The organism is Liquorilactobacillus ghanensis DSM 18630 (assembly GCF_001435235.1).
Lineage (GTDB): Bacteria > Bacillota > Bacilli > Lactobacillales > Lactobacillaceae > Liquorilactobacillus > Liquorilactobacillus ghanensis.
The window spans coordinates 123,025-143,317 of record NZ_AZGB01000027.1; the positions used below are offsets into that span (position 1 = coordinate 123,025).

The 20,293-nt window shown below is 36.5% G+C and carries 21 protein-coding genes and 1 pseudogene; 7 read left to right on the forward strand and 15 right to left on the reverse strand.

What is annotated here, in order from left to right; translation table 11 throughout:
• Positions 1-29: 29 nt before the first annotated feature.
• Both FC89_RS11090 and FC89_RS11095 read right to left on the reverse strand, forming a co-directional pair.
• Positions 30-1,181 (reverse strand): glycerate kinase family protein, encoded by a 1,152-nt coding sequence (locus FC89_RS11090; RefSeq protein WP_057872608.1) that lies wholly within the window; start codon positions 1,179-1,181, stop codon positions 30-32.
• Between the two features lie 66 nt (positions 1,182-1,247).
• Positions 1,248-2,102, reverse strand: a complete 855-nt coding sequence (locus tag FC89_RS11095; RefSeq protein WP_057872609.1) for an alpha/beta hydrolase — start codon at positions 2,100-2,102, stop codon at positions 1,248-1,250.
• A 212-nt stretch (positions 2,103-2,314) separates the two neighbouring features.
• Here FC89_RS11095 and FC89_RS11100 point away from each other — a divergent pair, with 212 nt between their 5' ends.
• Entirely contained in the window at positions 2,315-3,976 is a 1,662-nt protein-coding gene (locus FC89_RS11100; RefSeq protein WP_057872657.1) for an ABC1 kinase family protein, read from the forward strand.
• A gap of 117 nt (positions 3,977-4,093) precedes the next feature.
• On the opposite strand, the gene FC89_RS11105 is transcribed toward FC89_RS11100, so the two are convergent.
• The 3 genes from FC89_RS11105 to FC89_RS11115 all read right to left on the reverse strand — a co-directional run bounded on the left by FC89_RS11105 (position 4,094) and on the right by FC89_RS11115 (position 5,944).
• Positions 4,094-4,597: a nitroreductase family protein gene (locus tag FC89_RS11105; protein WP_057872610.1), complete on the reverse strand. Its 504-nt coding sequence runs from the start codon at positions 4,595-4,597 to the stop codon at positions 4,094-4,096.
• A gap of 86 nt (positions 4,598-4,683) precedes the next feature.
• Complete coding sequence (locus FC89_RS11110; protein ID WP_057872611.1) at positions 4,684-5,097, reverse strand: (deoxy)nucleoside triphosphate pyrophosphohydrolase; 414 nt, start codon at positions 5,095-5,097, stop codon at positions 4,684-4,686.
• A 10-nt stretch (positions 5,098-5,107) separates the two neighbouring features.
• Positions 5,108-5,944 carry a MurR/RpiR family transcriptional regulator gene (locus FC89_RS11115; protein WP_057872612.1) on the reverse strand — a complete coding sequence of 279 codons (837 nt, stop codon included), beginning with the start codon at positions 5,942-5,944 and terminating at the stop codon, positions 5,108-5,110.
• A gap of 142 nt (positions 5,945-6,086) precedes the next feature.
• Here FC89_RS11115 and FC89_RS11120 point away from each other — a divergent pair, with 142 nt between their 5' ends.
• Positions 6,087-6,731 (forward strand): ribose-5-phosphate isomerase A, encoded by a 645-nt coding sequence (locus FC89_RS11120; protein ID WP_057872613.1) that lies wholly within the window; start codon positions 6,087-6,089, stop codon positions 6,729-6,731.
• The gene (locus FC89_RS11125) at positions 6,728-7,708 is read left to right on the forward strand and encodes a Gfo/Idh/MocA family protein (protein ID WP_057872614.1); all 981 of its coding nucleotides are present in this window, start codon (positions 6,728-6,730) and stop codon (positions 7,706-7,708) included. The genes FC89_RS11120 and FC89_RS11125 overlap by 4 nt, the downstream gene beginning before the upstream one ends.
• 149 nt (positions 7,709-7,857) lie before the next feature.
• Here FC89_RS11125 and FC89_RS11130 read toward each other — a convergent pair whose 3' ends face one another.
• Positions 7,858-9,105 (reverse strand): MFS transporter, encoded by a 1,248-nt coding sequence (locus tag FC89_RS11130; RefSeq protein ID WP_083485486.1) that lies wholly within the window; start codon positions 9,103-9,105, stop codon positions 7,858-7,860.
• A gap of 97 nt (positions 9,106-9,202) precedes the next feature.
• On the opposite strand from FC89_RS11130, the gene FC89_RS11135 reads away from it, so the two are divergent.
• Entirely contained in the window at positions 9,203-10,105 is a 903-nt protein-coding gene (locus FC89_RS11135) for a helix-turn-helix domain-containing protein (protein ID WP_057872616.1), read from the forward strand.
• 37 nt (positions 10,106-10,142) lie between these two features.
• Here the strand turns inward: FC89_RS11135 and FC89_RS12455 are convergent.
• From FC89_RS12455 to FC89_RS11160, 6 genes and pseudogenes are all read right to left on the reverse strand, one after another.
• Positions 10,143-10,244: pseudogene (locus FC89_RS12455) on the reverse strand (IS200/IS605 family transposase); the annotation flags it as partial.
• A 171-nt stretch (positions 10,245-10,415) separates the two neighbouring features.
• Positions 10,416-11,186, reverse strand: a complete 771-nt coding sequence (locus FC89_RS11140; RefSeq protein WP_057872617.1) for a class II aldolase/adducin family protein — start codon at positions 11,184-11,186, stop codon at positions 10,416-10,418.
• Positions 11,187-11,188: 2 nt separating this feature from the next.
• On the reverse strand, positions 11,189-11,377 hold the full coding sequence (locus FC89_RS11145) for a hypothetical protein (protein WP_057872618.1): 189 nt from the start codon (positions 11,375-11,377) through the stop codon (positions 11,189-11,191).
• 12 nt (positions 11,378-11,389) lie between these two features.
• Positions 11,390-12,751, reverse strand: a complete 1,362-nt coding sequence (locus FC89_RS11150; protein WP_057872619.1) for a PTS galactitol transporter subunit IIC — start codon at positions 12,749-12,751, stop codon at positions 11,390-11,392.
• A 15-nt stretch (positions 12,752-12,766) separates the two neighbouring features.
• On the reverse strand, positions 12,767-13,084 hold the full coding sequence (locus FC89_RS11155) for a PTS sugar transporter subunit IIB (protein WP_057872620.1): 318 nt from the start codon (positions 13,082-13,084) through the stop codon (positions 12,767-12,769).
• A 20-nt stretch (positions 13,085-13,104) separates the two neighbouring features.
• Positions 13,105-13,566, reverse strand: a complete 462-nt coding sequence (locus FC89_RS11160) for a PTS sugar transporter subunit IIA (protein ID WP_235804421.1) — start codon at positions 13,564-13,566, stop codon at positions 13,105-13,107.
• A gap of 209 nt (positions 13,567-13,775) precedes the next feature.
• Between FC89_RS11160 and FC89_RS11165 the strand changes: the two genes are divergently transcribed.
• Together FC89_RS11165 and FC89_RS11170 are read left to right on the forward strand one after the other, a co-directional pair.
• Entirely contained in the window at positions 13,776-14,546 is a 771-nt protein-coding gene (locus FC89_RS11165) for a DeoR/GlpR family DNA-binding transcription regulator (RefSeq protein ID WP_057872621.1), read from the forward strand.
• Entirely contained in the window at positions 14,543-15,493 is a 951-nt protein-coding gene (locus FC89_RS11170; RefSeq protein WP_057872622.1) for a 1-phosphofructokinase family hexose kinase, read from the forward strand. The genes FC89_RS11165 and FC89_RS11170 overlap by 4 nt, the downstream gene beginning before the upstream one ends.
• Positions 15,494-15,818: 325 nt before the next feature.
• On the opposite strand, the gene map is transcribed toward FC89_RS11170, so the two are convergent.
• From map to FC89_RS11185, 3 genes are all read right to left on the reverse strand, one after another.
• Complete coding sequence (gene map / locus FC89_RS11175) at positions 15,819-16,625, reverse strand: type I methionyl aminopeptidase (protein WP_057872623.1); 807 nt, start codon at positions 16,623-16,625, stop codon at positions 15,819-15,821.
• Positions 16,626-16,686: 61 nt separating this feature from the next.
• Positions 16,687-17,316 carry a DNA-3-methyladenine glycosylase gene (locus tag FC89_RS11180; RefSeq protein WP_057872624.1) on the reverse strand — a complete coding sequence of 210 codons (630 nt, stop codon included), beginning with the start codon at positions 17,314-17,316 and terminating at the stop codon, positions 16,687-16,689.
• Positions 17,317-17,342: 26 nt separating this feature from the next.
• Positions 17,343-19,325 carry an ABC transporter ATP-binding protein/permease gene (locus FC89_RS11185; RefSeq protein ID WP_057872625.1) on the reverse strand — a complete coding sequence of 661 codons (1,983 nt, stop codon included), beginning with the start codon at positions 19,323-19,325 and terminating at the stop codon, positions 17,343-17,345.
• A 307-nt stretch (positions 19,326-19,632) separates the two neighbouring features.
• On the opposite strand from FC89_RS11185, the gene efp reads away from it, so the two are divergent.
• On the forward strand, positions 19,633-20,193 hold the full coding sequence (efp, locus tag FC89_RS11190) for an elongation factor P (RefSeq protein ID WP_057872626.1): 561 nt from the start codon (positions 19,633-19,635) through the stop codon (positions 20,191-20,193).
• Positions 20,194-20,293: the final 100 nt, after the last annotated feature.

Below are 20,293 nucleotides of genomic sequence, written 5' to 3' on the forward strand. Positions count from 1 at the left end.
TTACATAGTTGGTTTTACCGTTTTTTTATTTAGCTCTGTAATTTTTTTATTAAGCGGGCAACATTTTCAGCTGTCAGTGAAATGTCATGGGTAGCATCATTTAAAGCTCGCGGCAGACTTTTGGCACCAATTGGAGTTGTAAAAACAGCATCAATTCCGGTTGCTTGGCAAATCTCATTAATTCCAGGTCCAAGATTACCAGCTAGTGCAATTACCGGAGCTTGCGGCACAATTTGCTTAGCAGCTTGAGCTACTCCAAAAGGTGTTTTCCCGAACTTAGTCTGCAGATCCACTTTACCTTCACCGGTTAAAACAATATCAGCTTGCTGTAATTGCCGTTTTAACCCCGTATACTTAATCACTAAGTCAACACCATGACACATTTCAGCCTTAGTAAAGGCTAATAACCCCGCTCCCAAACCACCAGCTGCACCTGCTCCCGGTAATTCTACAACTTTGACTCCCAAATCTTGCTCAATAATTGCCGCATAATGCCGTAATGCATCATCTAATTGCTTAATTATGGCCGTCGTTGCTCCTTTTTGTGGTCCAAAGATCCATGAAGCTCCCTGCGGTCCAGTTAGTGGATTAGTCACGTCTGAAGCTATTTTGATTTTTACTTTCTGCAAACGGGTGTCCAATGAACTAACATCGATCTTGGCTAGCTGCTTTAACGCTGCTCCTCCACGAGCCAGTTCTTGGCCTTGGCGATCCAACAAATGACCGCCCAAGGCTTGAAACATCCCCGCACCGCCATCATTAGTCGCGCTGCCGCCCAGTCCGATGATGATTTCACTGACATTTTGGTCTAAGGCTGCTGCGATCAGTTCCCCAGTTCCAAAAGTCGAAGTAATTCGCGGATCGCGTACTTGACGATTAACATATTGCAAGCCACTAGCAGCAGACATCTCAATTACCGCTGTTTTTTTATTACCTAAAATACCATAATGTGCCGCAACTACCCGTCCCAACGGATCATGAACATTCGCCGTCAGTAGTCGTCCATTGGTGGCATCAACTAACGATTGGACTGTCCCCTCGCCGCCATCTGCTTGCGGTATGACTCTAATTTCAGCTGCTGTTGCTGGAAATACACGACGAATACCAGTTGCCATGGCTTTACCAGCCTGTTTAGCTGTCAGCGACCCCTTAAACGAATCGGGCGCAATTACAAATTTCATTTTCAATCTCTCTTTTTCCTTATTAATACATTTTTTCTGCAAACTAAAATTAGTTTAAACCATTAACTACTTTCCCCACAAGAAATTAATCAAATAACGATCCACCTGTCGATTATTATGCAGTGCACTATGCTGCGCCTTCTTACCTTTGATCTTAATTTCATGATAAGATTTGCTGCGATTTTTGATCAAATAACCCAGTGATCTAGCTGATGCTATCGAAACCCGGCCATCTGAATTACTCCCGTTTTCCAGGTCACCATAAATATTCAAGACTTCAGCCTGCTGAGGATAGTTCTGCCGTTTGGTTATCAAATATCGGTAATTGTCCGTTAAATGTTCTGGCCGGCCATTTGCTAATAATTTATTCCAATTAACGTGATCATTTAAGCCCAACACTCCATTAAATGAGCCCGCCAGCGCCACTTGCTTAGCTAACTTAGGCATTCCAGCCTGTAATTTTGGGTTTAAAATAAAGTTCATAAACGTGGTATTCCCCATCGAGTGCGCTACAAAATTATATTCTTTGAAATGATGCAGTTTTTCTTCTGCTAAAATAACTTTGCGTACCCAAACGGCCGTCGTTTGGTAGTTACGGTTGCGATTAGCTGCCAAATTAATCTCAACCAGCGGATTGCGGGTTTTTTTGCCCCAACCACTGCCGGTTAAAGTCACCTTCCCGTTTGCAGAAACATTTGCCCGCACAACTAATGATGCAGCGCCAGCTTTAACTGCACTGTCAGTCATTTGCTGTTCAGCTCGATAACTGCTGCTATAACCGTGCAAGAAAAAAGTTGGTGTCGCTGTTTGGCGGTATTTAGCTGCTGCTCGTGAACGACAGCTCTGCAAAAAAACAGCAACTAACGCGACTACTAAAACTACCCCACCAAATTCCAATATAACTTTTAATTTACCTTTCATCAACCTCACCTCATCTAACAAAAAATCAGTTCATTAATTTATCATCTATAAGTCCAGCGCTAATTATACAATAAAACATCAACTTAGTTGACCAACCTAATTAAAACTTAGAAAACATGTTAGAATAATAATATTAAATAATCTTGTTTGAGGTGAAATAAGTGGCAACTTCTGAAAATGAAATCAACAAAATCACCCATAAAAATCAACGAATGCGGCTACTGGAAATCGTACGCGTAATTCGTGCTCATGACTTTATTCGTAATTTTCTAAAACAACAGCATCCCGAAGAAATCCGCGCAGCTTTCGAAGAACTGGGTCCAACCTTTATTAAAGCCGGTCAACTGTTATCAACTCGTCCTGACCTGGTTTCCCCAGCTTTTATTGCAGAGTTCAGCAAATTACAAGACAATGTAACTGTCGATGATTTTTCTAGCGTCAAGCAGACTTTTGAAAAGCAAACCGGTAAAAAGATCAGCGATGTTTTTCAAAGTTTTACTGAAAAGCCGTTTGCTTCTGCATCGATCGGTCAAACACACCGTGCTGTTTTAAAGGATGGAACCAAAGTTGTCATTAAAATTCAGCATCCGCAAGTCGAGGAATTAGTCGCAACTGATCTGGCTTTATTCAGTCAAGCTTTACGTTTAATAAAATTTGTTCCTGATATTAGTGTTATCAATCCAGCGGAAGTTTTTGAAGAAGTTCGCCGTTCATTGCTTAATGAGATCAATACCGAAAATGAAATTAAAAACGGTCAAGAATTCTACCGTTTAAATAATCATCAGGGAATTTTCTTGGTTCCCAAAGTCTATGCAGCATATTCAACCCAAAAAGTACTTGTCTGTTCAGATATGCCGGGTACCAGCATTAAAGGATTTGCTGATCAACCATTAAGCCACGATTCCGACACAGCTGCTGCTCAAAAAAAGCAACGGACCTATTTGGCACGAGCCTTAATTGAAAACTTTATCAAACAAGTCTTTGTGGATCATTTTTTCCATGCTGACCCGCACCCAGGGAATATTTTATTTTGGCAAGTGCCACAATTCACACCCCATATTCCGCAGCAGCCGCGGAAAGCGCCGACTAATTTACCAAACTATCGCCTAATTTATTTGGATTTTGGGATGATGGGCCGCTTGACTCCCAGTTTGGCAGACGGAATCGCCAATGTCGTCTTAGCTTTAAATACTAAAGATTCACGATCAATTGGGCAAGCTCTTTTAGCCATCTGCAATCGAACCGGAAAAGTTGATCAAGAAGAATTTTATGATCAATTATCTGTTTTCTTGGCACCTTATTTGAATAGCGGTCTTGGCGAAATTGATTTTTCAACTTTAATCTTCAGCGTTATCAAACTTTGCCGGCAAAACAATTTGCAAGCCAAACCGGAAGTTACTTTATTAATAAAAGCTTTTGGTTTATTGGAAGGATTGGTGGCACAACTGGATCCCGAGTTATCAATGATGGATGTTGCCCGACCATTTGGAAAAAAATATCTCCGGCAAAAATTTAATTTTAAGCACGAAACCGAAGACACCTTATTAAATATCTTTCAAGCAGCTCAAGCCGCACCGCGACTGCCGCTTAAAGCCGAAAAAGTTTTTGATATGCTTTTGCAAGGACAGGGTCGGCTGAATATCCGTTATAAAGGTCAAGATACGCTGCTTAATCGTCTGGAACAAATCATCAATCGCTTAATGATCACGATTATTTTAGCTGCAATCATTCTCAGCTCTTCTTTATTAGTTCAAGGCAGCGCTGATCATCCAGCAATCTATAATATCGGCGTCGGTGGGTATCTAGTATCTTTTGTCATCATTATTTTTTTGATTTTAGATGAATTACGACGGCATTTTAAACACAGAAAATAATTTGACGCAAAAATACCTTTCAAACTGAGATTTAGTTATGAATCTCAACTTGAAAGGTATTTTCATCTTAGAATTAGTGATTATTAGCAGGAAAATCCGGCGGTTTAACATTTTTTATTAACGAACAAAATTGGTTGTGATTCGCTTAGTAGTTGGTGTCCGTTGTGACAGTGGCGCTGATGTTTGTCCAACAGCTAGTGAAAAGCATGGCTGAAAACCAGTTGGAATTCCGATTTGGCGGCTTAATGCCGAATCCTTAGCGACTCCCATAGCAATTGCTCCTAAAATATCACAACTTGCCAACCCGAGTTCAGTTGCAGACAATGCCATATTTTCAACAATTCCACCGATACTCAGCAACTCCATTGGTCCGGGTGACTTGGCAGAAACAATAATGACAGTCGGTGCCCCATAATAAGGATGACGATCACTAAATCGTTCCAATTGTTCAATCACTGCCGGGGATTGCACAACCGTCAAATGAAAATTATCATACTCTCCCATTCCCACCGGCGCAGCATTAGCAGCTTGCAGTAACTGCTGCAATTGTTCCGCCGTGATTTGGGTTGCCGGGTAGCGCCGAACTGCTTGACGTGTTAAAAGTGTCTTCATTGTATCCATGCTAAATTCCTCCCTTTAAACTATTTAAGCTGGCTTCAGCTGCATTATACCACAGCCATTTTTAACAGACCGATCAACTAAGAATTTTAAAAATTAAGTTGCGACAACTGCACCCGGCTGAGCTTTTCAATTAATGGCTGATTAGCTGGCGGCCATTGAAGCTGTGCTAATTCCGTCGGTAAAAGCCAGCGAAATTGACTAGCGGCTCGCAGTTTAATTGCTGTTGTCTTCAACTTGGCATAATAAATATCCAATTGCACCATCCCATAATCATAGTTATAGACAAGCGGTGGCATTACAGCGGGACCAATCACTGCTTTAACCGCCAATTCTTCAAATAACTCGCGTTTTAGTGCCCGCAAAGCTGTTTCTCCTGTTTCAATTTTACCGCCGGGAAATTCCCAGTAACCGCCCCACGGACGAGTTTGTTTTCGTTGAGTTGCTAAAATCCGATCATTATTCACAATAACTGCTATTACCGCCTTAATTTTTTTCGTCATTGCTGCTACCTTAAACTTTCATATCGGCAGTTAATTCTTCATGCCGCTTAATTAGTTCTTTTCGCTGGGGTTCTTGGGCAATCATCAATAAAAATAAGGTTTCCACTGCTGTCATTGCTGCTACTCGTGAAAAATAATACTCCGATTGCAGCACTTGCTGACGGACAACGGTTTTTAAATGCCAATCCGCCTGCAATGCTAGTGGTGACTCGTTTCGATTAGTTATCGCAATAACTTTTGTCTGCTGCTGCTTGGCAACTTTAACCTGCTTGAGTAATTCCTTGGATTCGCCTGAATTTGAAATTACCAGCAAAGTATCGGCTGCTGTTAAGTTCAATGTTTGGGCTAAAGCTGTCGCTGGTGACTGATCTGCTACAGCTAAAATTCCAATCTGATTAAAGCGATAAACTGCATCCGCGGCTACTGGAAAGGTATTGCCTTCAGCGGCTACTTGCAATAAACGACAACTAGTCAGCTGGTCAATAATTACTTTGGCTAAATCGGTGGTAAAGTTTGCTAAAGTTCCGCTAATTTCCAATTGCTTGTTTTGCTCAATAACCTTGATGGCCGATTGCCAATCATCTACTCCAGCTGCTGGAGCTGGGACTTTAGTTTGTTCAACACTTTGGGCTAACTCAATTTTTAATTGATGAAAACCAACCAAGTTTAAATTTCGGCAAAAACGTGAAATTGAAGCTTCACTGACGACAGCCAATTTGGCCAATTGTGAAATAGTTAGATCGACAATTTTAGCAGGATCTTGGAGAATGACTGCTGCGATTTTCTGATCAGCAGCTGTCATCTGCGGTTTCTTTTCATAAATTCGCTCTAATAAATTAACTACCATTCAAATTACCCGCTTTCTTGATTGACAATTACTTAGTTTCATCATATCATAGTTTTGAAAATAATTTTCAAATTATTTTGTTCATGAAATTAATTTTAAGGAGTTGATAATTATCCGACCACTTATCAGTACTGCTCTCAAAATGATCAAACCTCACCAAGTAATCAGTCTTGGTGGTGGCAGTAATGTTGCTCAACTAACACAAGCGATCGCAGCCGCAAAATTACCATTACAGCTTTTCAGTCCTTCTAACGACACACGCCAGCTGGGAGCAAAGTTAAAACTGCAAATTGCAGCTCAACCACCCGTATCTGCAATCGATTTAGCCTTTGATGGCTGTGACAGTTTAAATCAACAACTACAAGCTTTGAAAAGTCGTGGCGGAATCCACACTTTAGAAAAGATTTTTGCCGCGCAAGCCAAACGTTATTGTATCTTGGCTCCCCGCAGTCGTATGAAAGCTCAGCTTGATCCAGCGCTGCCGTTAACTTTAGAAGTAATCCCGCCGGCCAGCAATCAAGTGATCAACTGGATCAGTCAGTTTAATAACTATCAACCACAGCTGCGAAAAACTGCAACCGGTACTCCTCAGCTAACAATCAATGGTAATCAACTAGTTGATTGTTATGCAACTAACGATTGGCAGCATATCACTGAATTTAATCAAAAGATCAGCCAATTCAATGGTGTCGTTGGAACCTCTTATTTTGAAAACTTGGTAACTGAAGCATTACTATTTGACCCTGATGAAAAAGTTCACTATTTGCGAAAGGACGAATTAAAATGAAAAAATACAATTGGTCACTAATCGGAACCGGTGTAATTGCCAATGAAATGGCAGATGCACTTAATGTTGTTAACGGACAAATTTATGCAGTCAGTGCCCAAAATCAAGCGGCAACACAAAAATTTGCGCAAGCTAAAAAAATCACGAAAGTTTTTACCGATCCCTTGGAAATGATCAACGATCCCAAAACAGATGTTGTTTATATCGCCACTCCACACACTTTCCATTATCAATATATCAAAGCAGCTTTACAAGCCGGAAAACACGTCTTCTGCGAAAAAGCTATTACAGTCAATGCTCAACAATTTGATGAAGTCCAAGCTCTGGCTCAGAAAAAGAACTTAATTTTGACGGAAGGCTTTACTCTATTTCATATGCCGATTTATCAAAAAGTTCAACAACTGATTACTGCAGGCAAATTAGGTGAAATCAAACTGGTCCAAGTCAACTTTGGTAGTTTGAAAGATTATAATCCGCAAAATCGCTTTTTCAGCAAAGAATTAGCTGGCGGAGCTTTACTTGATATCGGTGGTTACGCGACAGCTTTTGCTCGTTTGTTTTTAAGTCAACAGCCAAACAATGTATTAACAACTGTCAAATTTTTTGAAACCGGCGTTGATGAACAATCTGGTATTATTTTAAAAAACGCCCAAGAACAAATCGCTGTAATCAGCCTCTCATTACGCGCAAAGCAGCCGAAACGCGGTGTAATTTCTGGGACAAAAGGCTATGTTGAAATTGAAAACTATCCGCGCGCAACGACAGCCAAAATCACTTATACGACTGATGCTCACCAACAAAGCAGTGAAATCCTGACTAGTGGTAACAGTGCTGATGCGTTGAAATACGAAGTACAAGATATGCAGCGTTTCATGGAACAAGGTCATGATGATGGTCAACTAGCTTTATCGCATGACGTTGCTCACTTGCTTGGCAGTATCCGCACCGCTTGGGGACTAAAATATCCATTTGAATAAACTTATTTTCCCTTACTTACAAGCTAACTATCCTTGCCAGCGTTAAAGCGCTGGCTTTTGTATTCTTAATTATTATAAGTTACCAGGTAATCTTGCTTACTGATTAAACATCAATTCAATTAAGCCTTTTGAGTTCAATTCTTATAGTTTTATTTAATATTTTTGCTCAAATTTGGCGTTACTATTGTAAGCATAATTAACCAAATAACACCACAGATCAAATAAATTACTGCCCCATTACTGCTGGCTTGAAAAAGGAATGTAAAAAACAAGGTACCCACTGGAAACATAATCGTGCTGGCCGTCGTCATTGTTGACATGACTCTGCCCAAAATATCAATTGGGGTCATTTTTTGAATATATACTTGTGTCGTTATGTTTAACACCGATACTCCCAACCCTCCAATCAGCATTGTAACTGAACCCCAAACAATAATCATTGTAATCTTAGCTATTTGCATAAAAATAAGTCCAAGCGATAAAAAGTAAAATCCACAAATAAATAGTGGGATAATAATTCTAGCTTTTCCCCCTCTATTAGCAGATAAAAAGTTCAGCAAAATTCCAGCTAATAACCCGCCAATTGCATTAAACATATCCAAAATTCCAATCAAAGTATTGCCTAAATGAAGCTGGGTATTAATAATATAAGGCAATCCCATATTAATCGAAGAAAACATAAAATTCAAAACTACAGCAATAATGATTAACCTTTTAATTAATGGTTGCTGGACAATATAATTTAAACCCTTTTTAAAGTTGGTAAATTGTGACTGCGTTTTTACGGCAATACCTTGCGCTAGACGATCTTGATAATGAAATTTCATAGTTAAAGTCAACAAGCTGGTAAACAGCAATGCCAAGATTTCAATCCAAACAAAAACTTGAAATCCTAATACGGCATATACACCAACTCCTAGTACCGGTGCAAAAATATTAGCAAATGAAGTTGCTGCACTTGTTAATGAACTTAACTGTTGAATTTTTGCTTCATTAACTAATTCATGAACTGCAGCTGCGTACGCTGTAGTCGCAAAAACAACTGCTGCTGAGTTAATTGAAACAAAGACTATGACCGGAATAAATTTAAACAGTCCTTTAAAAATATCAATTGTCATTCCTAAAAACAATATAGCAATTATTCGGATTATCATACTTATTAAAATAATATTTTTATGCGGATATTTATCCACCAAATTACCAATCGGTACCATACAGATTAAACTGATAATTGGGCCAACTACCAGATCAATTCCAAAACTTAGTGCCGAATGCGTTTGATTCAATAACATTAGTCCTAAACCGTAAATAAACATATTACTACTTAAAGAACTAACCAAATTACTAGTAATATCTTTAAAAATTTGCTGATTTGATTCACGATTTGTAATTTCCAATTTTCTACCTCCTCCCATTGATTATTTTAATTTTATCAGTAGAATAGAAAATAAATTCAAGGATATTGTTGCAAATCTGCAACTAAGAGGTTGAGACATGGAAAAAGTTGGAATAACTGTTCGAAAAATCCGTTTGATTAAAGGAATAGCTCAAAAACAGGTTTATGCTGGCATCATTTCACGATCATTTGCTAATCGATTTGAGAGTGGAGAAAACGATATTCAATCTGAAAAACTTTTTAAAATATTAAATAATTTGGCAATCTCACCTAGCGAATTTCAATATATTAACAACTCATATAAATTACCATTAATAGATCAGCTCTTAACTAAGATTAATTATCTATATGAAACCCATGCTTTTAGCGCTTTAGCTCATTGGTTGCAGCAACATCAAGATAGTAATAACCCTCAGATTCAAATCGTTGCTGGGTACGCAGAATTATTATTAATAACCTTCAGTCACCACAATTTCCCTTTAAGCCGAAATATTAAAATCATGCTATATCATTTATTGGATAAAAAGAATTGGACTCTACAAGAAATTAAACTAGTCAGCACAATAATTCCCAGTATTGCCACCCACCAAGAATTCAAGATTTCCATTCCTAGGATAACTGAACAGATGGAACAAAATTGTGCTAAATATTTAACCAAATATGCAGATTATTTTGAAGTTAACAATGAGTTGATAAACTACTATGGTGTTGTTTTACAAACATATTTAAACGATTCTGCTTATTCAGCCGCGTATAAATTCAAAGAAAAATTTATCAAGTTAGACGATCAGCTATTAGACTGGAACGCCAGCATAACTAAACAATTATGGTTGGCCATATGGGAATTATATTTTGGAGATTTTAAGCTAGGAAAACAAAAAGTTACTGATATTTTAACTTTCAAAAAGTTATTTAATTCAAAGATCGATTTAAATATTGAATCTATCATTTCTGTTCGTTTAAAAACTGCCAAGACCTATCGCAAAAACCTGCTTAAATAAGCAAAAATGGAACTAAGTATGAACTATATTTCTTTTAAACTCTCAAGTAAATAACTTTTTTGCGATATTTGGGTGTAAACACTATGTGATATTTACAATTTCATCTCGTATGTGCTAAGCTATTATCGTCTTCTGACAATACAAAAACTTCCTTTCGTACAGTTTTGGTTGATAGCCAAAAACTATTATATCGAAAGGAAGTTTTTCTCGCTAAAGCTCTTTTGACACCCACAAATAAAGCTTGTGGTTTATTTAACGAATTAATTAATAATAAAACTATTTATTTACTGATAACACAAAACAAGCAATTTTAATCACCATTTACATTTTGTTTAACTTTTTTGTTGTACAAAGCTACCCCTTTAATAACGTCTTGCAAAGTACCAATTTTATTTCCCTCTGAATAATATCCATCAAGTACTCCACTTTTTTGTAGTAAGGTTTGCTTAAAAGCAACCTTAGCGTTCCACTCTGTAATATCCACATCTGCTAAGCATTTGTGAAGTGCTGTCAAAGGTAACATGTCTTTTCCTCCACAGGTAAACAAAGTACCATGTGAATTTAAAAGAAATCCATTTCGCAATGCTTTATTTCCTAATTTTTTTATTTCTTCTGAAACATACTTTGCCAATTCTTCGGTACACATTGGATGCCATTTTAGTGTTCTTATTTCTTGTAATTTTTGTGTTGCTTCTGTTACATTGGGCATATTCAATCCCGTTGTTGCCCAAAACATTGCCTGATCGGCGTGTGAATGAAATACACATTTTATATCTGGGTTAGCATCATAAATAGCTTCATGCATATTAATTTCTCTAGTAACTTTACCTGTTCCAGAAATAACTTTTCTAGTATGTGGTTGAATTACAAGAATTTGATCAGCACTTAGTTGTCCTAAATAAGCTTCCGACATCATTGTTGGTGTCATTACGTAAAATTCTTCATTATTTTCATCTTTAACACGAATACTGATATTTCCTCCAACAATATTGGTATCTCGACGATCCATTGTTTCTCTTACGACCTTAGCCAAATCTTCTCTTTCAAACTCAAATGGTATACGACCTGCTGGAAATTCCATAATCAATCTTTCCTTTCAAATTTATAATTTTTATTTACTTTATCTATACCGAATTTATTAATTAAAATCCCAAAAGCAATTACAAAGATATTTATCCAATAAATTTTAAAACCTATAGCTAGTACAAATAACAAGAATGTTAAAAAACTAAGCAAAGTCCAAAACGTTTTACTTTTTCTAAAAAAACTCATCTATAACACTTCCTACTTAGTGGTTTTTAACTCTTTATATTTATTTTCAGGTAATGGATTTTTTCTAAATTGCTGATATAACCAAAAGAAAAGAGCCAATAAAGCAACTAAACCAACAATAGCTAAAATGTTTCCTCTACCTGACCACCCTAATAAAAATCTCAAATCTGGAGCCTCAATTGAACTCCATGATACTTTTGAACCTTTTGGAACATTTACAGCGTTGGTTTCTTTAGCAAGTTTTGTAAATATATTTGCAAAATATGTCCCCCCGTAAAGAAATAATGGTTGGTAAATGACTCCTAAAACGAGCATTCTCAGTAAATTTCCACCAGTTAACAAAAGTCCACCTACACCTATACAATAATTAATTACACCAGCGAGTGGAAGAATTGTATTTCCTGGTAAAATTGCTGAAAACAAAATTGCCACGGGAATTAAAACAACCATTGTTACCCATAATTCTGTACTTTGACCAAGAATTGGCCAATCAAGTCCAATAACAAATTCTCTTCCTTTGACATGTTTCTTCATAAAATTACTCATCGTTGTTCCAAATGGTGTTAAAGCATCCATAAAGAATTTTGCCATTACAGGGAAAATTGCCATTACTGCACCAGTTGTTACTGCTAAATTCAAAGCATCGCCTATACTATATCTTCCAGCTAAGGCAAGAATCAATCCAATTAACGCTCCCATGACTACTGGTTCACTTAATACACCAATTTTTCTCTTTAAAGCGGCAGCATCCCATTGACGATTAAAAATTGGAATGTAATCCATAAGTTTGTTTACCGGTGACATAAGGATTGCTACAAATGTTTCGATATGAGTAACTGTTACACCCTCATATCCTAAAATATCTTTAATTTCCAAAGACCACATATCTCCTAATTTAAGCATAATAACTACCTGAACTATTGAAGCAACATACGCCCAAATTAAATTACCGGAAATTTGATAAACAATATAACCAGTTAACGCTACCCCCCAAACATTCCACATATCAGCATTTAATGTCTTTGTTAATTTAGTAAGTAACATAATTAAATTAATTACAATCTCAACAACAAAGAACGTAAACGCCAATGGCCAAGCCCAAGTAATTGCTGCAGCACCTGTCCAACCAAAATCAACTGCAGGCAGGTTAATTCCTGTATTCTTTGCCAAAGCTTTTGCAGCTGGACTAACGACTTCAGTCAATTTGTTAATTGCCATAGTCATTCCAATAAAACCAGTTCCTAAATAAAGACCAGACAAAATCGCTTTAGATAGCTTCATACCAAAAATCAAGCCCAAAATTGTAATAAAAATTGGAATAAGTACCTGTGAACCAACTCCTAAAATTGCTTGAACAATTGAATTCGATCCCACTAATCTTCACTCTCCTTAATATTTATTAACAATTTCTTCTACTTTTTGATTTGCTTCTTCTTCTCCCATCCCTGTTAGCCAAGGGAGACCTACCGTACCAAAAACATCATTTTTATCTAATACTTCTTGTAATTCTGCATCTGCAGGTGCAATTCCTACATAAATTATGATACTAGGATCATTCTCTACAGTAGACTTTGCCGTTTCAATTGGTTTTGGTATTGCCTTAGCCTTACCATCAAGGCCTTTGTTTGACAGATTATCATTAATTTTATTAGCAACTTGTGGACTGGTTGCCACACCTGAACCACAACATACAAGAATTGTCTTCATAATAATTCCTCCCATATAATTTAAATGATATTTTTAACTAAGAAACTATACATTTCACATTTGGAATCTTGTTTAACAAATTCTTTTACAAAGTTTTCATTTTGAAACGACTGCATTAAGTTCGCCAAAAGTTTAGGTTGATCTTTACCATTTTTAATTCCAAGAAAAAGAAAGTAATTTGTTTTTAAATCTTTGGAGTCTCCCATTTGTTTAATTTTTAGATTCTTCTTTGTTTTACCAACAAATATAAATGGTTTGTTAACGTATTTGCTATCCACATGTGGTAAAGCTAATGTAATCATCGGAAATTGTAACCCTGTTGGATATGCACTTTCCCTTTTTTCTAAGGATGAAATATACCCTAATCTACTGACCCCCTTTTTATAAGTAATCATACCTACAAAATCAAATAGCTCTTGTTCATCGTTTACATCAATCGACAAATCAATTAAATCCTCACAAAACATTTTTGACGTCAACACCAAAACAACATCTCCTTTCTATATTTATAATGGATTCTTTTTTGATTACGCTTCCATTCTATGTTCGATGTTAAACAAAGTCAAGCATAAAAATACATTTTTTTGTTTTTTATGTTCTACCTTGAACAAAAACAATTTTTATATTATTATTAAAAAGGAAATTGATATAGAATGAACATAAATCAATCAAAGGAGGATGGTTTCCAACAATGGGAATAAAAAATAAAAGACTTACTGAAATTAGAAAATTAATAGAACAACACGGTTATCTATCCACTGTAAAGATTGCCGAAATATTGAATGTTTCTCCAATGACTATCCGGAGAGACTTAAAAGAATTAGAACAAAAAAATGAAATAATAAAAATATATGGTGGTGCTCAAAGCAAAAAAAAAATAATTCAAAATGAATTTACAACAGATGAAAAAATGAAACGAAATGTTACAGAAAAAAAAGAAATAGCTTCCACCCTTAGAAACTTTATTCCTGATAACGTTACTGTTTTTTTAGGTGCTGGTACTACATTATTATTTGCAGCTCCATTTCTTATCAATAAAAATATAACTTTCATAACTAACAGTTTGCCTGCATTCTTAGAGCTTAAAAAAAATAATTGTCACATAATTTTGACTGGAGGAGAATTACATCAAAATACTAGTGAATTTTTAGGAACCTTAGCAGAGCGAGCTTTTGAAGATCTAAATATTGATTACGCTCTTTGTTCAACTAATGGAATAACTAAAAATAATGTTACTACTAGCAATGCAGACGAAGGAAGCATCCAAAATGTTGCTATCAATCATTCTAAAAAAAGAATAATTGTAGCTGACCATACCAAGTTTAATCAATCCGATATAATAACATTTAAAAAATTAAATGAATTTGATTTTTTAATTACCGATTCTGGAATCAATAATATAGATTTAGAATGTTACTCTAAATATACAAAAATAATTTATAAAGGAACTGTTGCCAAATGATTCTGACAATTACTGTTAATCCATCTGTTGATTATCTTTATAAAACAAAAAAATTTAAAAGCGGAGATTTAAATCGTGTTACACTTCAAAAAAAAATGGTTGGAGGAAAGGGTATAAATGCTGCCCGTGTTGCTTCATTACTAGGATCCAATGTAACTACAACTGGCTTCATTGGGGGAGAAAATGGGAAATACATTCTTGAACAATCAAATTGTGAAATGTTATTCAAATCATCCTTCATTGGCATTAATGAAAACACTAGAAATTGTTTTACTATAATTGATGATGATGGAGAAAAAACCGAAATTAATGAATACGGTGGTTCTGTCAAAAAAAATAATTATATAGAACTATTAGATCTTATAAAATATATAATTAATAATAATAAGATTACCGCTATTTCAATAAATGGTAGTCTTTCTCCAAACATGAAGGATAACAGCTATCAATTATTAATTAACGAAATCAAAAAAGTTAACGCTGAAATAAAAACAATTCTTGATTCATCTGGAACGGGTCTAATTAATGCACTTGAAGGAGAGAACAAACCTGATTATATTAAACCTAACGAAAATGAGCTTTCTGATTTTCTAAACACGGAAGTAACAACTAATCCGCATAAAATTAAAGAGGAAATTCTTAATAGCAAACTTTCGGACATTAATAATATTTTTGTTTCTTTAGGAAACAAGGGAGTTGTTGTCAAACATTATGAAAAATACTTTTATGCACAACTTCCACCTATTAAAGCTGTAAACACTGAAGGTTCAGGAGATTCAATGGTTGGAGGACTATTAGCATCGTTAGATATGCATGCTGATATTCAAAAACAAATCGCATTTGCTATCTCTGCTGGAACAGCTAATGCACTTGAAGAAAAAACAGGATTTATTGGAATTGAAAAATTTAAGTACTTTTTAAAAAAAGTTTCAATAGTACAACTATAATGTTTATTAAAATAATTCTCGAAAAGATCGACTAATTCTCTTTTTGGTGTGAACTGCTAAGATTAGTTAATTCTTTTTTATGTGTTTATCTTACTGTTAACTTACTAATCATACAATTGATAGTAAGCAAAATACTTTTATTTTAACTTTCAAAAAGTTATTTAATTCAAAGATTGATTTAAATATTGAATCTATCATTTCTATTCGTTTAAAAACTGCCAAGACCTATCGCAAAAGCCTGCTTAAATAAGCAAAAATGGAACTAAGAAGGACTCGCAAAGAGTTTTCTTAGTTCCATTAATTATGTTATTGAAGATCTATTTTACTAAGCTTTTTTAAGCAAAAATTCCTGATCTCCAATCGGATCTTGTGATGTTAAGATTTTGGGACCATCTTCAGTAATGGCTAAGGTATGTTCATACTGAGCAGATAAGCTGTGATCAGCTGAAACATAATACTCCCAGCCAGTTTCTGGAACAACTTTAGTTTCCAATCCCCAATCACCACCAGCATTAATCATTGGTTCAATCGTAATAACCATCCCCGGTCGTAAACGCAACCCATGATGCGCTACTCCATAATGATATATTTCCGGATCTTCATGAACAGACGGCCCAATACCATGACCAATCAACTCGCGAACATCGCCCATGTGATTTTGATTTTCAACATAATCTTGAATAGCAGCACCGATATCGCCAACCCGATTTCCAGGTTGGGCTTGTTTGATTCCTAAATACAATGCTGTATGAGCAACTTGCATTAAATGATCAATTTCCGGAGTAGATTCACCAACTACATAAGTCCAAGCTGAATCACTCTGATAACCATGCCAATTAACACAAAAGTCAACTTTAACTACATCATGATTTTTTAGTTTTAAGCCCTTACGCGGCGTAGCATGAGCAACTTCTTCGTTAATACTGATACAAGTTGCATATTTATAGCCATCAACACCCTTTTCAGATGCTGTTGCATCATGAGCTTGAATAAAATTATCAATTAACTGCTCAATCTCCCAAGTATCCATGCCAACATATAATTTCGGCTTAAGCATTTGGTGAGCAGCTGCTAAAATTGCGCCTGAATGCGCCATGCCTTCAATTTCACGTTTAGATTTTAAAGTAAGCAAAAAAAGTCTCCCTTGTCTAAATTTAGATTCTCTTTTATTATACTCTTCCTGACAAGCTGCTTTATTCTCGCAGCCAACCATGAGTTATTAAGTTCCAATCTCGTTTGGGCAACTGTGAAACATAAGGATTGCCAGTTACATAATAACGCAGTGGTTTATCCGTCCAAGAGCCACGACGGCTAACCCCGATTCGCGGACCACTGCTAACTTGCTGCGGTTGTCGACCGCCAATTAATTCAAGCTCCAAAGCACCAGCATTCAGCATCGTCAAGTTCAACTGTCGATCAGTAATTCCCAGTGCCTGCGTCAACTTACCCGGACCATTCGTTAAAAGTACCCCAGTTTGCTGCCGATTTTTTGCCATCAATTTTTGCCCAGTAGCTGGTTCCAATCCACGGAGTAAAATTCCTTGTGGTACTTCTGCTGCTTGAGTAATAAAGTTCAGCATCATCCGACCACGCAAGGAAAAAATATAAATCATCCCTGGTGGTCCATATAATGCTTCATTAGCCGGACTACGATGTCCTTGATATGCATGGGCTGTTGAATCTTGCTGGCCTAAATAAGCTTCAGTTTCAACGATCCAGCCGCTTAGATTAGCTTGTGCTGTATGATAAATCAATTTTTTACCCAACAAACTCCGTGCAATCGCTGCGGTCGTCCGACCACTGAAAAATTCTGCTAATTCCATTGTTCTCACCACAAATATTAATCATTTTATTCAGCAGATAAAGCATCAATTGGATTTAAGCGCGACGCTTTGCGAGCCGGCAGCAAGGCCGCAATAAAGGCAATGACCATCGCTGCAACAAAAGCAAAAATTACGTTGCTTAAATTCATTTGTACAATATTGTATTTAATCAAACCATACAGCGCATGATTCAAGATTCCACCAGCTGCCCAAGCAATCACCAATCCTAAAATAGCAGCAAAGAATCCCAACAACAGTGACTCCGATGTAAATAACCGCCGAATATCTTTACGGCGTTCTCCTAATGCCCGCAAAATCCCGATTTCCTTCGTCCGTTCAGCAACTGACATGTACATCGTTACGATAATCATCAACGCTGAAACTAACAATGAGATCCCGGCAATTGCTGCTAGGACAGTTGATGCTAAGCTAACATAGCGATTAACGGTCTTCAATAAACTACCAATCGTGATGACTGCAAAATCATACTTGCCGTCAGTTTTCAAATGACGCATTTTTTTGGCTGCCGCTTCAACCTGATCCATACTATTTACCTTAACACTTAAAAAGTTAGGAGATGTCATAGCCTTAGCCTTTTGCAGACTTGTTTTAATTGAAGCATAGTTTGCCAGCATCATTGTCCCAGCTTTTTTACCATCAATAATTCCAGAAATTTTATAGCTACCGCTAGCCTGAACCGGTTGACTGGCACTTGTCAGCCAATTGTAGTTCAGTTGAACTTTTTTACCGATCATCTTTTTAGCAGATATATTACCGAAAAGCTGCTCACCCATTGATCGATCAAGTACGATCTCACCTTGATGCGGCCAACTGCCTTGTTTTAAAACATTGCTTGTATAAGCCGCAGTGTAAGTTTGCAAAGTACTGCCAGTTGCTTTTTTATTACCTACATTCAAAGTGTAGTTGCTTAACTGATACCCTGTCTGAACCTTAGTAACATGCTTAATTTTTTTCAGTTTATTGACCTGTTTTTGTGTAATTGTACGTTGTGTTGGATCATTACTGGCTTGCTGCACGCTTGCCTGTGCTTTTTGTTCAGATAAATACTTGCCCGCAGGATTATTGGTAATTGTCACCACTTGCGGATTAGCTAATGAATCGATCTGATCTTGAATATAAGAATTAACCCCATTACCTAAGCCAGAAAATAATAGTACGGCAAAAATTCCAATCGCAGTTCCTAAAACAATCAGCGAATTTTGTTGAAAATGATAAAACAAGTGTTTAAAAGCATTTTGATAGCTGGCCATAGCTGTCAAAGTTCGTGATTCAAATTCTACTTTTCTTTCCGGTACCGGATACGCCGCGCGCAATCGCCGATCACTGTCAATTACCCCATCTTCCATATGAACAACTCGCGTTCCATGACTGGCAACTTCTTGTGAATGCGTTACAGCAATCACTAAGCGGCCGTCCGCAGCAATCTGCTTTAATAATTCTAAAACTTCTTGCGTATTTTTTGAATCCAGCGCCCCAGTAGGTTCATCCGCCAAAATAATTTGTGGATCACTAGCCAATGCACGAGCAATTGCTACCCGCTGCTTTTGACCACCGGATAATTGGTTTGGATGCTTCTTTAATTGATCACCCAAGCCGACTTGATGTAATAGCTGTTTAGCGCGCTCCAAACGCTGCTGCCGATTTAGAGTAGTCATCTCTAACGAAATCAAAACATTCTCTAAAACTGTCAAATGGCTGATTAAATTATACGATTGGTAAATGTAGCCAATCCGAGCCCGCCGATAATCATCAACCTGTTTTTCCTGCGTATGATCCAACTTCTGTCCATCTACCAAAAGGTCACCTGAAAATTCACGGTCAAGCCCGCCGATAATGTTCATCAGTGTTGATTTGCCACCGCCAGATTCACCTAGAATTGAAACAAATTCACCCTTTTCAAATCCTAAACTAATTCCCTTGAGTACCGGCAGTTCTTCCTTACCTAGAAAATAGGATTTATGAATATCGATCAGCTCTAAAAATGCCATTGATTTCTCCTTTTTATTGCAGTTATCTCTGTCTTCATTAATAAATTAAAAACATTTTCATTATAGCATATATTAGTCATCTTCTATATTGATAAGCTGGTAGTTTGCCAACGAATATTCTTACAAAAATTCCTACTTATACTTACTAAATTACTAGATGGTGTATAATAGAATTATTGACTTTAATTTCTTAAAGGAACGGTGAATAATAATGCTTCATTTTGGATTTGCTTTACCGCTGCCACCGCCGATTGACGTTATCAATTAAATTGACCGTAGTCGACTAAAAACAAAGGAGCGTATTAAAATGATTGAAGCAATAGATTTAAAGTCTGGTATGATTTTCAAAAAAGACAACAAGCTGATCCGGGTATTGGAAACTAATCATCACAAACCCGGAAAAGGCAATACCGTCATGCAAATGAAATTAAATGATGTTCTTTCAGGTTCCATCGTTCAAACAACTATGCGACCAACTGAAAAAGTTGAACTCGCAATTGTTGACAAGAAAAAAGCACAGTATTTATATCGCCAAGATGGAATTGTTTATTTTATGGATTTGGAAACTTATGACCAGTATGAATTAGCAGCTGATGCTATTAGTAAAGAGAGTAAATATTTATTACCTAATATGGAAGTTCAACTAAACTTTTGCGATAATAAATTAATTGGAGTTGATTTACCAACAACAGTCGATCTAAAAGTCACAGAAACAGAACCAAATATTAAAGGAGCAACTGCTGCTAACGGTGGCAAACCAGCCACCATGGAAACCGGCTTAGTTGTTACTGTTCCAGATTTCATTGAAAAAGGTGACATCTTAACGATTAATACGGCTAACGGTGAATACAAACAGCGAGCTAACTAAGTTTCATACTGCTGTAAGCTGTAAAATAGACATTAGGTGTCTAATATGTTATGATTGTAATCAGCTTGGGCGTTATTTAATTTATAGATGTAGATTTGAA

Excerpts from the sequence above, each read along its gene's own strand:
- FC89_RS11090 (WP_057872608.1), bottom strand. The coding sequence starts at position 1,181 with ATGAAATTTGTAATTGCGCCCGATTCGTTTAAGGGGTCGCTGACAGCT.
- FC89_RS11095 (WP_057872609.1), bottom strand. The coding sequence starts at position 2,102 with ATGAAAGGTAAATTAAAAGTTATATTGGAATTTGGTGGGGTAGTTTTA.
- FC89_RS11100 (WP_057872657.1), top strand. The coding sequence starts at position 2,315 with ATGCGGCTACTGGAAATCGTACGCGTAATTCGTGCTCATGACTTTATT.
- FC89_RS11105 (WP_057872610.1), bottom strand. The coding sequence starts at position 4,597 with ATGGATACAATGAAGACACTTTTAACACGTCAAGCAGTTCGGCGCTAC.
- FC89_RS11110 (WP_057872611.1), bottom strand. The coding sequence starts at position 5,097 with ATGACGAAAAAAATTAAGGCGGTAATAGCAGTTATTGTGAATAATGAT.
- FC89_RS11115 (WP_057872612.1), bottom strand. The coding sequence starts at position 5,944 with ATGGTAGTTAATTTATTAGAGCGAATTTATGAAAAGAAACCGCAGATG.
- FC89_RS11120 (WP_057872613.1), top strand. The coding sequence starts at position 6,087 with ATGATCAAACCTCACCAAGTAATCAGTCTTGGTGGTGGCAGTAATGTT.
- FC89_RS11125 (WP_057872614.1), top strand. The coding sequence starts at position 6,728 with ATGAAAAAATACAATTGGTCACTAATCGGAACCGGTGTAATTGCCAAT.
- FC89_RS11135 (WP_057872616.1), top strand. The coding sequence starts at position 9,203 with ATGGAAAAAGTTGGAATAACTGTTCGAAAAATCCGTTTGATTAAAGGA.
- FC89_RS11140 (WP_057872617.1), bottom strand. The coding sequence starts at position 11,186 with ATGGAATTTCCAGCAGGTCGTATACCATTTGAGTTTGAAAGAGAAGAT.
- FC89_RS11145 (WP_057872618.1), bottom strand. The coding sequence starts at position 11,377 with ATGAGTTTTTTTAGAAAAAGTAAAACGTTTTGGACTTTGCTTAGTTTT.
- FC89_RS11155 (WP_057872620.1), bottom strand. The coding sequence starts at position 13,084 with ATGAAGACAATTCTTGTATGTTGTGGTTCAGGTGTGGCAACCAGTCCA.
- FC89_RS11165 (WP_057872621.1), top strand. The coding sequence starts at position 13,776 with ATGGGAATAAAAAATAAAAGACTTACTGAAATTAGAAAATTAATAGAA.
- FC89_RS11170 (WP_057872622.1), top strand. The coding sequence starts at position 14,543 with ATGATTCTGACAATTACTGTTAATCCATCTGTTGATTATCTTTATAAA.
- FC89_RS11180 (WP_057872624.1), bottom strand. The coding sequence starts at position 17,316 with ATGGAATTAGCAGAATTTTTCAGTGGTCGGACGACCGCAGCGATTGCA.
- FC89_RS11185 (WP_057872625.1), bottom strand. The coding sequence starts at position 19,325 with ATGGCATTTTTAGAGCTGATCGATATTCATAAATCCTATTTTCTAGGT.
- efp (WP_057872626.1), top strand. The coding sequence starts at position 19,633 with ATGATTGAAGCAATAGATTTAAAGTCTGGTATGATTTTCAAAAAAGAC.